The organism is Ferruginibacter lapsinanis (genome assembly GCF_020783315.1).
GTDB classification, from domain to species: domain Bacteria; phylum Bacteroidota; class Bacteroidia; order Chitinophagales; family Chitinophagaceae; genus Ferruginibacter; species Ferruginibacter lapsinanis.
Window position 1 is genome coordinate 1,320,905 of the sequence record NZ_CP086063.1, and the last position, 14,626, is coordinate 1,335,530.

Annotated in this window: 11 protein-coding genes; 8 read left to right on the forward strand and 3 right to left on the reverse strand. The window is 36.5% G+C overall.

The features are described 5' to 3' along the window. Nucleotides 1–89: 89 nt before the first annotated feature. The gene (gene leuC, locus LK994_RS05810; RefSeq protein WP_229761952.1) at nucleotides 90–1,487 is read right to left on the reverse strand and encodes a 3-isopropylmalate dehydratase large subunit; all 1,398 of its coding nucleotides are present in this window, start codon (nucleotides 1,485–1,487) and stop codon (nucleotides 90–92) included. A gap of 145 nt (nucleotides 1,488–1,632) precedes the next feature. Here leuC and LK994_RS05815 point away from each other — a divergent pair, with 145 nt between their 5' ends. From LK994_RS05815 to LK994_RS05840, 6 genes are all read left to right on the forward strand, one after another. Further along, nucleotides 1,633–2,508, forward strand: a complete 876-nt coding sequence (locus tag LK994_RS05815; protein WP_229761953.1) for a LysR substrate-binding domain-containing protein — start codon at nucleotides 1,633–1,635, stop codon at nucleotides 2,506–2,508. 73 nt (nucleotides 2,509–2,581) lie between these two features. Continuing rightward, nucleotides 2,582–3,289: a hypothetical protein gene (locus LK994_RS05820; RefSeq protein ID WP_229761954.1), complete on the forward strand. Its 708-nt coding sequence runs from the start codon at nucleotides 2,582–2,584 to the stop codon at nucleotides 3,287–3,289. 125 nt (nucleotides 3,290–3,414) lie between these two features. Continuing rightward, nucleotides 3,415–3,876: an IS200/IS605 family transposase gene (gene tnpA / locus LK994_RS05825; protein ID WP_229761955.1), complete on the forward strand. Its 462-nt coding sequence runs from the start codon at nucleotides 3,415–3,417 to the stop codon at nucleotides 3,874–3,876. A 207-nt stretch (nucleotides 3,877–4,083) separates the two neighbouring features. Beyond that, on the forward strand, nucleotides 4,084–6,183 hold the full coding sequence (locus LK994_RS05830; protein ID WP_229761956.1) for a ComEC/Rec2 family competence protein: 2,100 nt from the start codon (nucleotides 4,084–4,086) through the stop codon (nucleotides 6,181–6,183). Between the two features lie 14 nt (nucleotides 6,184–6,197). Further along, the gene (purH, locus tag LK994_RS05835; RefSeq protein ID WP_229761957.1) at nucleotides 6,198–7,703 is read left to right on the forward strand and encodes a bifunctional phosphoribosylaminoimidazolecarboxamide formyltransferase/IMP cyclohydrolase; all 1,506 of its coding nucleotides are present in this window, start codon (nucleotides 6,198–6,200) and stop codon (nucleotides 7,701–7,703) included. A 47-nt stretch (nucleotides 7,704–7,750) separates the two neighbouring features. Beyond that, entirely contained in the window at nucleotides 7,751–8,665 is a 915-nt protein-coding gene (locus tag LK994_RS05840; RefSeq protein ID WP_229762295.1) for a DMT family transporter, read from the forward strand. Nucleotides 8,666–8,668: 3 nt separating this feature from the next. Here LK994_RS05840 and LK994_RS05845 read toward each other — a convergent pair whose 3' ends face one another. Next, entirely contained in the window at nucleotides 8,669–9,964 is a 1,296-nt protein-coding gene (locus LK994_RS05845; protein ID WP_229761958.1) for a polysaccharide deacetylase family protein, read from the reverse strand. Beyond that, nucleotides 9,964–11,343 (reverse strand): LutB/LldF family L-lactate oxidation iron-sulfur protein, encoded by a 1,380-nt coding sequence (locus tag LK994_RS05850; RefSeq protein ID WP_229761959.1) that lies wholly within the window; start codon nucleotides 11,341–11,343, stop codon nucleotides 9,964–9,966. The genes LK994_RS05845 and LK994_RS05850 overlap by 1 nt, the downstream gene beginning before the upstream one ends. A 359-nt stretch (nucleotides 11,344–11,702) precedes the next feature. Here LK994_RS05850 and LK994_RS05855 point away from each other — a divergent pair, with 359 nt between their 5' ends. Both LK994_RS05855 and LK994_RS05860 read left to right on the forward strand, forming a co-directional pair. Then, a complete protein-coding gene (locus LK994_RS05855; protein WP_229761960.1) occupies nucleotides 11,703–13,610 on the forward strand; it encodes an SPFH domain-containing protein in 1,908 nt (635 codons plus the stop codon). Between the two features lie 157 nt (nucleotides 13,611–13,767). Continuing rightward, entirely contained in the window at nucleotides 13,768–14,532 is a 765-nt protein-coding gene (locus LK994_RS05860) for an isoprenyl transferase (protein WP_229761961.1), read from the forward strand. The last annotated feature ends 94 nt before the right edge of the window (nucleotides 14,533–14,626 follow it).

Genomic DNA, 14,626 nt, shown 5'->3' on the forward strand with positions numbered 1-14,626 from the left:
TTTCTTTAGTGGCTTCGGTTTGATTAATTTTATTATTTTCTTTAATTAGTATTCTCTTCTAGCCGCAGCCGTTTGCCGAAGCCAAAGCCTTACACAAGCAACTCCCTCGGATCAGTTACAACACCAGTTACAGCAGCTGCAGCAGCCACATAAGGGCTAGCCAACAATGTGCGGCTATTAGGGCCTTGACGACCTTCGAAATTTCTGTTGCTGGTGCTCACCGCATATTTTCCGGCAGGAACCTTATCATCGTTCATCGCCAAACAAGCTGAACAACCTGGTTGACGTAATTCAAAACCAGCTGCATTCAAAATATCTAAAATGCCTTCTTCTTTAATTTGAGATTCCACAACATGAGAACCAGGAACCAACCATGCAGTGATGTTATCTGCTTTTTTTCTTCCTTTTACGATTGATGCAAAAGCTCTGAAATCTTCAATGCGTCCGTTGGTACAACTTCCCAAGAAAACGTAATCGATTTTTTTACCAAGGATAGATTCATCTTCATGAAAACCCATGTACTCCAACGATTTTTTGTAAGAAGCAGCACCATCCTGTACATCAGCAGCCATTGGAATATGTTTGCTGATACCCGTTCCTAAACCTGGGTTAGTACCGTAAGTAATTTGCGGTTCAATATCTGCAGCATTATAGGTTAATTCGTAATCAAATGTTGCATCAGCATCTGTTTTCAAAGTTTTCCAATAAGCTAAAGCTTTATCCCATGCTTCACCTTTTGGTGCAAGATCTTTTCCTTTTAAATAATTGAAAGTGGTTTCGTCAGGAGCGATCATACCGCCACGGGCACCCATTTCAATTGATAAATTACAAACAGTCATTCTTCCTTCCATGCTCATTTTCTCAAAAACCTCTCCGGCAAATTCGATGAAATAACCGGTAGCCCCACTTGCACTGATCTGAGATAATATATATAAAGGAACATCTTTTGGTAAAACACCTTTTCCTAAACTACCGTTGATGGTTATACGCATTTTTTTAGGTTTCGGCTGCATAATACATTGAGAAGACAATACCATCTCAACTTCTGAAGTACCTATACCAAAAGCGATACAACCAAATGCACCATGAGTAGAAGTGTGTGAGTCACCACAAACGATGGTCATACCCGGAAGAGTGATACCGTTTTCAGGTCCAACTACGTGTACAATACCGTTTTTAGGATTTCCTAAGCCCCAATGTGAGATGCCATATTTAGCAGAATTTTTTTCCAAAGCATTCAACTGATTGGCAGATAACGGGTCTTTTACCGGTAAATGCTGGTTGATTGTCGGAGTATTATGATCAGCAGTTGCGAATGTACGCTCAGGGAACATTACACCAAGGCCTCTGCTTTCCAATCCAACAAAAGCCACCGGACTTGTTACTTCATGAATAAAATGGCGGTCGATCAGAAATACATCCGGACCATCTTCAATTTTGCGGACAACGTGGGCATCCCAAACTTTGTCGAATAAAGTACTACTCATAATTTTTGTATTAGGGGTGTCAAATTTAGCGATTAAACCAGCAATTACATAATATCAATCGCCAATTAGAGCACAAATATATTTTAATTCCTAAATTTGTAAAACCGTATTTTTCTATCGTTATCATTGATAAAACCGATTGATCATGGAGCTTCGACAACTTAGATATTTTATCCGTTCAGCAGAACTGCTCAATTTTACTGAGGCTGCAGGTACATTGTATATCAGTCAGAGTACTTTATCGCAGCAGATCAAGCAGTTAGAGGACGAATTGGGGATTCCCTTATTTGACAGGATCGGGAAACGGGTACATTTAACTGAAGCAGGTAATTTATTTTTGCCCTATGCCCGACAATCATTGGTGGATGCAGAAAGCGGTAGGTTCGTAATTGATGATTTGAAAGGATTAAAAATAGGCGAACTTAGAATAGGTGTTACATACGGGTTATCAGCAGTACTAACCCCAGTGTTGTTGCAGTTTTCCGAACTATATCCCGACATTAAGATCATCGTTGAATTTGGTACTTCAGAAGATATGCTGGATAAATTGAAGTCAACAAAAGTTGACTTTCTTCTTTCTTTTCTTGAATTGCAGGATAATGAAAAATTTATTTCTCAACGATTATATGATTCGCCTTTGGCATTAGCGGTACATCCGTCCAATATTCTATCAAAGAAAGCCTCTATCAACATAAAAGACCTAAAGGACATTCCGTTGGTACTTCCTTCCACGGGTTTTCATACCCGACATTTTCTCAATGAAGCTTTGGCGAAAAACAATATTCAGCCAAATATAAAAATGGAATTAAATGATATTAATGTATTGCTCCAATTGGTTGAAACAGGTAACTGGTGCACTGTCATGACTGTTGCTGCTGTAAAAGGCAGGCACACATTGAAGGCCATTCCTGTTAAAGGTTTGAATATTGTAAGCCAGGCTTCTATTACTTGGCCGAAAGAGAGCTATCGAAAAAAAGCAGCGTTGGTGTTTACGGAGATGATCAAAAAGCAGATGAAATAATTTAATATAATATTTTTTTGTACAGTATAAGATATTAATTATCTTGAAATATAATCTAATATCTTAAAATTTCATGAAACTAGTATACTTTACATTTTTACTTTCCATCTTCATAAGTCCATTTAAGTTAATTGGTCAAACTCCCAATTATATCAATCTCGATACTTCTAATTGCAAATTCCATAGTAGAAAAGTAAATCCAAGAATAGAGAAAGATTTTAAAGCATTGAAAAGTGCTGAAAAATATATTATTTCAATTGTAGGTAGGTCGGTTGCGAAAAACATTTGGTTTGACTGTTCACTTTCTACTAAAGTAATAATTCCACGATATTCTTCTAAACCAAAAGAATACAGAGGATTAGGTGTAGATACCTGTTATGAACTTTATTACTATGTTTTAGACAAGAAGAGAGTAATTGGAAATTTCGACTTATCAATTGATAGTTCTGGAGGTTTAGTAAGAAGTGAGTTTGGTTGTCCAATAGGTACTCGTCCAGCATTAATCAGAGGATTTAAAAAACATTTTGAGGGGAATTTAAAATTTAGTTTGGATATGGCTATAAAATTAGGTAGACAAAAAGGATTTGAATTTGAGCCAACTCTCGAATGTCAATTAGAAAGTATATTTAGCTCATCAAAACAAACTAAAGAATATGTTGGGATTCAATATTATTGGAGATTTTTTGAAGTCAAAAATGGAGGCGATATAGGAATTTTAGAAATAGATGCACAGAATGGAGAAATTATTAAAGAGGAGTATAGCCCGAGAATGCCTCAATAAATATAATTGAGTGTATCTAATAGTTTTTTAATCTGGCAAAGGCCCATAGGGCCAATATTTTGGTAGAAGAAGTTTTGTAAAATCTTATTGAGCCCCGAAGGGGCGACATTTTAATCAATCCTGTTATGGCTAATACATATTCGCAAGTTTTTATTCACGCTGTTTTTTCTGTAAAAGGTAGAGAAAATTTAATTGCATGTAATTGGCGAGATGATTTACATAAATATATTTCGGGCATTATCACAGGCAATGGTGCTAAGTCTTTAGCTGTAGGTGGTTGGATAGATCATGTACATATTTTTTTCGGCTTGCCGATGACAACAACCATTGCTGATTTTATGAGTATTGTAAAAGCAAATAGTAGTAAATGGATTAATGAAAAGCAGTTTGTAAAAGGAAAATTTCAATGGCAATCTGGTTATGGTGCATTTTCACATTCAAAAAGTCAAAGAGATGTAGTTATAAATTACATTATGACTCAAGAAGAACATCATAAAGTCAAAACATTTAGCGACGAATACATAAAAATGTTAAACGATTTTGAAGTAGAATACAACGATAAATATATCTTTGAGTTTTATGATTAACATTAGAGGGGGTTTAAAAATGTCGCTCCTACAGAGCTTAGAATCATGTTAAATATTTCTACCAAATTATCGGCCATACTGGCCTTGGCAACTTAAATATTTGTATTTCTAAAATTATATACTGTCAAAAATATTCATGTAGCATAAAATTATTATCTTACAATAACCTTCCTATGATTGATTGTTAGGCTTTTTAATAACATCATCATGAAGCGACTTAATATACCCATTTGGAAAACAGCGCCGTTCCTGCGTCTGCTGTTACCATTCATTGCAGGAATATTATTAGAATGGTATCTGCAAATTCCATTGACTATCATTTGTATCAGCATTGTTTGTTTTACCACAGCTTATTTATTGTTTTATTTTTTGCCAATTGGGGTAAGATTTAAACTTCAATCATTGCAGGGCTTATTGCTTAATCTGATATTGATAAATTTTGGATTATTTATCACCTGGCAAAAAGATATACGGCATACCAATAATTGGTATGGACAAAATTATCATGACAGTGATTATTTGGTAGTGTGTATCAATGAACCGATTGTAGAAAAAACAAAATCGTATAAGGCAGATGGTTATATAGAATCTATGATCAGAAACGATTCTGTTATAAAAGGCAAAGGAAAATTGCTTTTATATTTTTCGAAAGACTCTTCAGTAAAACAATTACACTATGGCGACAAAATTCTGATTAGTAAAAATTTACAAGCGATAAAAAACTCAGGTAACCCTGGTGCATTCAATTATGAACGGTATGCTGCCTTTCAACAAACTTTTCACAATGTATTTTTAAAAGATAAAGATTGGGTTAAATTGAAAGAGACAAAGGTGAATTGGTTTAATCAATTTATTTTTTCGGCAACAGATAAAATTTTAGCAACGCTTGAGAAAACTGTTGGTGCTAATACCAATGAATTAGGAATAGCCGAAGCCTTGTTGATTGGTTATACAAATGATCTTGATAAGGATCTGGTGCAGGCTTACAGCAATACAGGCGTAGTGCATATCATTGCAATATCCGGGATGCACCTCGGTTTGATATATGTTATGCTGGTATGGATCTTTGCAAGAACACCACTAATAAAAAAATCGAAAATCACTCAGGTTGTATTGATGTTATCCTGTTTGTGGTTGTTCTCAATTCTTACAGGAGGTTCAGCATCTGTTTTACGCTCTGCAGTAATGTTTAGTTTTATTACTGTTGGAAAAACATTTTTCAGACAAGCATCTATTTATAATTCATTAGCGGCGTCAGCATTTGTAATGCTATGTTACAATCCATATTATTTGTGGGATGTAGGTTTTCAGTTATCTTACTTAGCAGTAGTTGGAATTATTGTTTTTCAAAAACCTATTTATAATTTATTCTATGTAAAAAATAAATGGATAGATAAAGTTTGGCAATTGGCTGCAGTTTCATTGGCAGCACAAATATTGACTTTCCCAATTTGCATTTATTATTTTCATCAGTTTCCGAATTTGTTTTTGATCACTAATATTATTGCAGTGCCTTTATCTACTATAATATTATTTACAGAAATAGGATTGGTCGCTTTAGCATGGATTCCATTTGTTGGAATATATTTAGGAAAGGCAGTTGCATGGCTTGTTTGGTTGATGAATAAAATTATTCTTTCAGTTAATGATATACCTTTTGCCGTATGGGATAGAATCCCTGCAACTGTATTCACTACGTGGTCGTTATATATAGTGGTTATTTGTTTAGCTGTATGGTTACTAAATAAGAATAAACAATTATTAGAAATCTCCTTGTTTTGTTTGCTGACTTTTACAATTGCACAGGTGTATGGGAAATGGCAAATTGCTAACCAACACAAATTAATTGTATATAATGTACCACAACATCAGGCAATAGATTTTGTTGAAGGTAATAATTATCAATTTGTAGGAGATTCTGCTTTGTTAGCTGACGGAATGCTGCAAAATTTTCATTTAAAACCCGGCAGAATACAAATGCAGTTGAATAAGCAAGTTGATTCTGTAAAAAATATTTTCACTGCTCAGGATTTGTTCTATCAATTTGGTAATAAAAAGATTTTATTGATCGATAAATCGATTTCTTTTGAAGTGCCACAAGAAAAAATTAATGTTGATATAATAATTATTTCAAAAAGTCCAAAGCTCTACATTCCACAACTGACCAATGTTTTCAATTGTAAGCAAATTATTTTTGATGCGTCGAACAGTTTGTGGAAAATTGAAAAATGGAAAAAAGATTGTGAAAGATTACATTTGCAAAATTATTCAGTTCCTCAACAAGGAGCGTTCATTTTGGAGCTATAATTACCTCACACAACATGCAAAAAAAGATACAATCAGCGTTAATTTCAGTTTTTTACAAAGATGGGTTGGAGAATATTGTACGAGAGTTAAATAGACTTGGTGTTAAAATTTATTCAACCGGCGGCACACAAAAATTTATTGAAGACCTAAATGTCTCTTGTGTTCCAGTTGAGTCATTAACTACTTATCCATCTATCTTAGGCGGAAGAGTAAAAACTTTACATCCTGCTGTATTCGGTGGCATCTTAGGTAAAAGAGATGATGCTCAACATGTTGATGAAATGAAGCAATTCAACATTCCGGAAATTGATCTGGTAATTGTAGATCTGTATCCGTTTGAAGAAACTGTTGCATCTACAAACGATGAAAAATTAATTATTGAGAAAATAGATATTGGTGGTCCGAGCATGATACGTGCTGCTGCAAAAAATCACAAAGATGTGGTAGTGGTTGCTGCAAAAAAAGATTACTCATTATTAGAAGAAATTTTAAAATCTCAAAACGGTGAAACGACATTAGATCAACGTAGAGCATTTGCCATTAAAGCATTTGATGTTTGTACAGGATATGATCTGGCTATTTCTAATTATTTCAACCAAACTAATTTTGATAATCCTTTCAATAAAGAAAAAACAATATTACGTTACGGAGAAAATCCTCATCAACAAGGGGTTTTTTACGGCAATCAAAATGAAATATTTGATAAGCTACATGGCAAAGAGTTATCTTATAATAATTTGGTAGATGTTGATGCTGCAGTACAATTAATTGCTGAAGTAACATCTACAACATTTGCAATCATTAAACATACCAATGTTTGCGGCGTTGCACAAAGAGGAACGTTGAAAGAAAGCTGGGATGCAGCACTAGCAGGTGATCCTGAAAGCGCCTTCGGCGGTGTATTGGTTTGTAATGCAACAGTTGATAAAGCAACGGCAGAAGCTATCAATGAAATATTTTTTGAAGTGTTGATCGCTCCTTCATTTGATGCAGATGCTTTGACTATTCTTCAAACAAAGAAGAACAGAATTCTATTGAAACAAAAATCAGGATTGTCAACAACGCATCAATATAAGTCTGTATTAAATGGAATATTGACTCAACAAAATGATGTGGGTAATTTTACAGAATGGAAAGAAGTAGGTGGCAGAGAAACTACTGCGTCTGAAAAAGAAGATTTGGCTTTTGCAAATATTATTGCCAAACATTTAAAAAGCAATTCTATTGCTTTAGTAAAAAACAAGCAGCTCATCGGTAAAGGTTGCGGACAAACTTCACGTATCGATTCTCTTCGTCAATCTATAGAAAAAGCAAAGCAATTTAATTTTGATTTGAAAGATGCTGTATTGGCAAGTGATGCTTTTTTCCCTTTTGACGATTGTGTAAAAATTTCACATGCCGCCGGCATTACTGCGTTTATACAACCTGGCGGTTCTATTAGAGATAATGACAGCATCGAATATTGTAAACAAAATAATTTAGCGATGGTCATTACAGGCCTCAGGCATTTTAAACATTAACTTCGCTTTTTATAAGTGAATTGTTAATGAAAAATTTCCCCGATCAAATGTTGTCCAATTCCCCTTTTAAGGGGCCCAGAGGTAAAGCCTACTTTGCACTTGCCTGGGTAAGCATTTTTTGGGGTACAACATGGCTGGCGTCAAAGGTTGCCGTATCCAATATGCCTGCTCTACAAATGATTGGCTTTCGGCAATTATTAGGCGGATTGATGTTTGTTTCATTTTTTCTTTTTAAAAAAGAATCCCTGCCAAAAGGAAAGCAATGGTTTATTATTCTAATAATGAGTTGCCTGAATTTTATGATCAGCAACGGTTTTGTTATTTGGGCTGTAAGATATATCCCTAGTGGATTGGGTGCTATTATTGGTGCAATATTTCCGCTATGGCTGGTAATCATCACTATGTTTCAGGGAAAAAGAATTCCTTTGATGGCTTTAATTGGTATACTGCTTGGCTTTGGTGGTGTATGTGTTATTTTTTATGAGCACATTCAGGATTTTTTTAATGTTGATTTTCGTTTTGGAATTATGTTGTCGTTGATCGCATCTGTTGCCTGGGCTTTCGGCACGTTGTTTACACAAAAAAATGCTAAAGACTTCAATCCGTATTTTGGAATAGGGATACAAATGACCATTTCTAGTCTGGTGTTTTTAAGTTATGCATATGCAAGCGGAAATGCGATTGAATTGTCTGCGATTCCTTCTAAAGTATGGTGGTCAATTTTATATCTGATCACTATTGGATCAACGGCCACTTTCGTTGCGTATATCTATGCTTTAAAACATTTGCCGATATCGCTGACATCTGTATATGCATACATCAATCCGATCGTAGCTGTATTATTAGGTGCTTTTGTGTTGGATGAAAAAATAACCATTTTTATAATTGCAGGCGGACTGCTGGCATTGCTCGGCGTGTATCTAGTAAATAGCAGCTTTAGAAAAAGCGTCTCAGCATCATGACAATCATTCTTTCATTTGTTGTAAAAACTGCTCGTACATTTCGCCCCAGCCCGTAAATAACTTATCACGCCCTATCATGTGATTGTGGAAAACGGTAATGAATGTTCCGTTTACATTTTTACAAATTGAATAATAGTGTTTTAATTCTTCAAGTGCCTGTACAGGGGTTAGTTTTTGTTCGTAAAAACTATTTGCTTCCATATAGCAGAAAGGATGAATGCGGAGGTCTGTTCGTTTGTTTGTTGAAAGATCAAACCAGTAAAAAGGAGTTGCTGTAGATGCTCTGAAACCATTGATAGATCCATATCCCATACTATGGTCATCAGTTATACCAACATCAATTAATCGAGTGTAACCCTCCGGCAAATTGAAACGTATATAATGCTGCCGGCTTCGGGTCGAAACATTATCAGTAGTCTGGATCAACGCATTAAATTTACCAACCTCTTCTTTTAGTAAAGAAATATCATCACCGCTTTGCCAACTGGGGTGAATACCGGCTATGTATTTCGAAGCAATGTTTTTTACAAGTTTCTGCATTGCTTTTGTATGTGGTAAAATGTTTTTATCGTACACGCCATTCTTTTGTGCCAACAAGAAAAAATAAATTGGTTGTAAATTATATTGTTGATGTAACGCATCCAATTTATCAAATGTATCAAAAGGGTCTTTTCTTAAACGAAGTAAAACAAGAAGTCTTGTAAAGGAAGGCGATCTTAAAAATCCTCCGATATTTCGTGAAAATCCTTTATGCTTGTAAGAGTAAGCAATATCAATATCGTAGGTTGGCACAAATTTGAATGTTGAATATTGGATATTGAATATTGGATATTTTTTTTGTATCGCATCTGCAAAATCCTTTACCCAGATATTGATCAAAGGAAGATGTAAAAAATCTTCTTTAAATGCGATTGAATTTTTGTGGCCGTATCTGCCATATTCATCTTTTGAGTGTGGCAGATATTCTTCATACCGGCTGAGTAAATAAAATGCTGCTGCAAAAATATCGAAAGACCAGTCGCTCTCAGATATTTGAAAAAAAGCTTTATAGCTCTTGATTTCAAAACACTCTATTTGTTGCTCTCTGATATCTTTTTCAAACAATAAATTAGTGCTTCTGATAAATATTTCATCATCAACAATACGTCTTGATGAGTAATTTATTTTTATACCAGTATGGTTTTTAAAGGAAGTAATATGTGTTGTAATAGCAATATCTACTCCCATTAATTCTTTAAAAATGAAAGAGCAGATATAAGATAGCCGGGCTGATGTGTTATGAGCGTAAACTAAAACCATTATTTTGTTTTGTGCATATCCTTCCACATTTCATTAAATGTTTTTGGACTGAAATGAAGATCACTTCTGCTTTCTTTCCAGCCTTTAAACAAGCCATTCACTACTTTGTTTTTTAGATTGCCATTTCCCATGTTCATTAGTCCTCTTTTTAGCGAAGCTATCTTCCAAACTTTCCAGGCCATCTTTTCACTGAAAGTAGTCAGCCCTTCTTCTACGCTTTCTTTTCTATTTTCCAACAGTAGTTCATGTAAATTAATTTTTACCGCACAAACCTCGGTGCAATTTCCGCATAACGACGAGGCGTAACTTAGATGCTTATATTCGTCCATTCCGCTTAGGTGTGGGGTGATTACACTGCCGATAGGGCCGCTGTAGGTGGCGCCATAACTGTGTCCACCAATGTTTTTATAAACGGGGCAGGCATTCAGGCAAGCGCCGCAGCGAATGCAGTACAGGCTTTCTCTTTGTTTGGGGTTTTGTAAAATATTTGTTCTGCCGTTATCGAGCAATATCACATACATTTCTTCGGGGCCGTCTGATTCATTTGCTTGACTTGGCCCTGTAACGATAGTATTGTATACGGTCACCTTTTGTCCTGTACCAAAAGTAGATAACAAGGGCCAGAATAATCCAAGGTCTGTTAAAGACGGAATCATTTTTTCAATACCAACTATCACAATATGTGTTTTCGGAAATGAACAGCTCAATCTTGCATTTCCTTCGTTTTCAGTAACTGCAATGGCGCCAATATCACTGATGATAAAATTTGCGCCGGTTACCCCAACTTCTGCCCGGGTATATTTTTTTCTAAGAATATCTCTGGCTACCAGGGTCAACTCCTGCGGACTAAGGTTTGCCGGTGTACCTAATTTTTGACTGAATAGCCTGGCAACATCTTCTTTGCTTTTATGCATGGCTGGAGTTACAATATGGTAAGGGGCTTCGCCATCTAATTGCTGAATATATTCCCCCAGATCCGTTTCAATACTTTCAATGCCATTTTTCTCTAAAGCATCATTCAGGTGAATTTCTTCAGTAACCATGCTTTTACTCTTTACCAACGTTCTGCAATTCTTTTCTTTGCAGATCGCCAGTATTTCGTCAATCGCCTGCTGTGCAGTTTCGGCCCAGATTACTTTACCACCACGTTTAGAAAAATTAAGTTCAAATTCTTCCAGTTGCTGATCCAATGTTTCAATTGCCCGCCATTTAATATTCTTAGCTCTTTCACGAACCAAATGAACATCCGCAAACTGTTCTTTGCCTTCCGGTACTTTCTCATTGTACTTGCCAATATTAAAGTTGATCTTTCTGCGATGATCCAGATCAGCTGCTTTAATAATGCTTTTGGCTATAAAAGTTTGGGAAGTATCGGTCATGTATAAAGTTTATAATTTTTGCTGCGGTAAAGTTACCAAAAACAGTTTATCAAATTACTATTGCAGATATTGAATCATTTTTGCCGTTCATCCCGGATTATCTTTTAAAATTATTTTTTTAGTATGATCTTTATATCTGCAATTAAGCAACCAAAACATGAAACGCAAAACTAAAAAGGTCGTTTTTTTCTTAGGAGATTATATTCTCACCCACTTCAATACTTCTCCTCCAAAAGCATAGATCATTACCACAACATCTCTGTATTTTATCTGCTGTATTAAATGTTCATTACTAGTGATAATTTATTTACGGCGGATAGGCTACTATTCTTTATTTTCATTTATAAAACCAACTAAACATGGAATCACATGAACTTATCAAATGGGGATTGATAATCGGCATCCCCTTATTTGTACTCTTATTTTACAAATTTATTTTAAGGGTTTTCTTTGGCGTAGTAATAGTGCCTGAAGATAAGATTGGACTAGTAACAAAAAAATTCGTTCTCTTCGGAAAGCAGCAATTACCCGAAGGACGTATCGTTGCTACAGAAGGCGAAGCCGGCTTTCAGGCGCAGACATTACCTCCGGGTATTTATTTTGGGAAATGGATATGGCAATATGAGATCACTTTTCAATCTTTCACTATCATACCAACAGGGCAGCTGGGATTAGTGTTGGCAAAAGATGGAGCCGAATTGGAGACGGGTTCTATCTTAGGTAGAAAAGTAGAATGTGATAGTTTTCAGAATGCTGTTGATTTTTTAAAAAACGGAGGACGAAAAGGTCGTCAAACGGCTATTATTACACCGGGTTCTTATCGTATCAATACTTTTTTGTTTGAAGTGATCATGACAGATATGACCTCAATTCCTGATAATGCGGTAGGTGTGGTAACTACCCAGGAAGGTATGCCATTGGAAGAAGGACAGATTGCTGGTAAGATCGTGGAAGGCCATAACAAGTTTCAGGATGTGGATGCTTTCATGAAAAATGGTGGTTATAAAGGGTTGCAGGAGCAGGTAGTTTTGGCGGGAACCTATTTCCTTAATCCGTGGTTTGCCAAAGTAGATATGGTAAACATGATGGAAATACCGATTGGCCATGTTGGTGTAGTGATCAGCTATGTAGGAGCTGAGGGCATTGACTTGAGCGGATCTGAATTCAAACATGGTAATATTGTATCTAAAGGGCAGAAAGGCGTTTGGGCAGAACCGTTAGGTCCTGGTAAGTATCCGATCAATCCTTTTATTATGAAGGTTGAATTGGTGCCTACCACCAACCTGGTGTTGAACTGGGCGAATGCACGTAGCGAAAGTCATCAGTTGGATAAACATCTGTCAACTATTACTGTACGTAGTAGAGATGGGTTCCCTTTTAACCTGGATGTATCCCAGATCATCCATATCCCTACAACTGAGGCACCTAAAGTAATTGCACGTTTTGGTAATATGAATAACCTGGTAAGTCAGGTGCTCGAACCTACCATTGGTAACTATTTCAGAAACTCAGCGCAGGACAGTGATGTGATTGCGTTCTTAGGTACACGTAAAGAAAGACAAAGCTCTGCTAAAATGCATATTGGAGAGGTGCTGGATCAGTATAATGTATTTGGGGTAGATACATTGATTGGAGATATCGTGCCGCCGGAAAGTTTGATGAAAACATTGACCGATCGTAAGATTGCCGAAGAACAAAAAGTAACATATGAAACAGAGATGAAGGCGCAATCAACCAGGCAAAGCCTGGAAAAGGAAACGGCCATTGCAGATATTCAGAAGGAGATTGTAAAAGCTGACCAGGGCGTATTGATTGCAGAAAGAGTGGCAGATGCGTCGGTTAAAAAGGCAACCGGTGAGGCAAATAGTGTTCGTTTACAAAGTACAGCAGAAGCAGACAGGCTGAAATTGCTGGCGAATGGGGATGCAGAAAGGATCAGGGTATTGGCAAAAGCCAATGCCGAACAAATTGAATTATTAGCCAAAGCCAATGCCGAGCAGATATCATTAACTGGTAATGCCGAAGCGGAAAAGATCCTTGCCATTGGTAAATCAAACGCAGAATCTTATAAATTATCGGTCGAAGCCATGGGGGGCAACAATTTTACACAATTAAAAGTGATGGAAGCCATTGGGGCCCAAAATATCAAGATCATGCCAGATGTGTTGATTGGTGGCGGAAGTGGAGATGGTGCCAACGGGCCTATCAGTGGTTTGTTGGGGCTAAAACTTTTGGAAGAGATCGCCAAGAAGAAGGAGCAGGAGTAGGTCCAGGTCTCCTCAGCAGAAGTATATCATTCAAAGACCGCCTGGGCTCAGGCGGTCTTTTTTGTATTATTTAACAGCTCATTTTTCCTCAAAGCCTTATTCCAACTAAATTTTATTACTTTTGCAACCCTAGTTTGGCATTTAGCCAATTGTTTGTATGAGTTTAAAAGATACCATAGATATAAAGCGACTTCCTAAGCATATTGCCATCATCATGGATGGGAATGGCAGATGGGCAAAAGAACAAGGACAGGACAGGCTTTTCGGCCATTTCCACGGGGTGGAAAGTGTACGAAACATTGTGGAAGGATCAGCCGAATTAGGCATCGAGTATCTTACCCTGTATGCATTCAGTACAGAAAACTGGGACAGGCCTGAATACGAAGTGTCAGGATTGATGGAATTGTTGGTTGATACGATTCGTAAAGAAGTACCAACCTTAAATAAAAATAATATCAGGTTACATGTAATCGGGGATATGGGTATGTTGCCCGACTCTGCTAAAAGGGAATTGAATGAAGCATTAGCAGAAACATCGGCAAATACAGGGCTTAACCTTGTGATGGCATTGAGTTATAGCAGCCGTTGGGAATTGGTAAATGCGGTAAAAAATATTGCGAAAGATGTTGAGGCCGGTAAATTAGCATCAACTGATATTTCGCAGGAAACCTTACAACAATACCTTTCTACCAGTGATTTTCCGGATCCGGAATTAATGATCAGAACCAGCGGAGAGTACCGCATCAGTAATTTCCTGCTGTACCAATTAGCTTATGCCGAACTGTATTTTACCAATACCAGATGGCCAGATTTCAGAAAAGAAAACCTGTATGAGGCAATTATTGATTTTCAGGGAAGGGAAAGGCGTTTTGGCAAAACCGGAGACCAGATTCAACAACAGGATGAAATAGCACACAGTTAATATTACAGTACGTTTTTTTGTAATATTATTGTGTAATTAGATGTTTAACAAATAGTTTTAATTATTGGGCTTAATTTGCCGACCGTAAAAAACC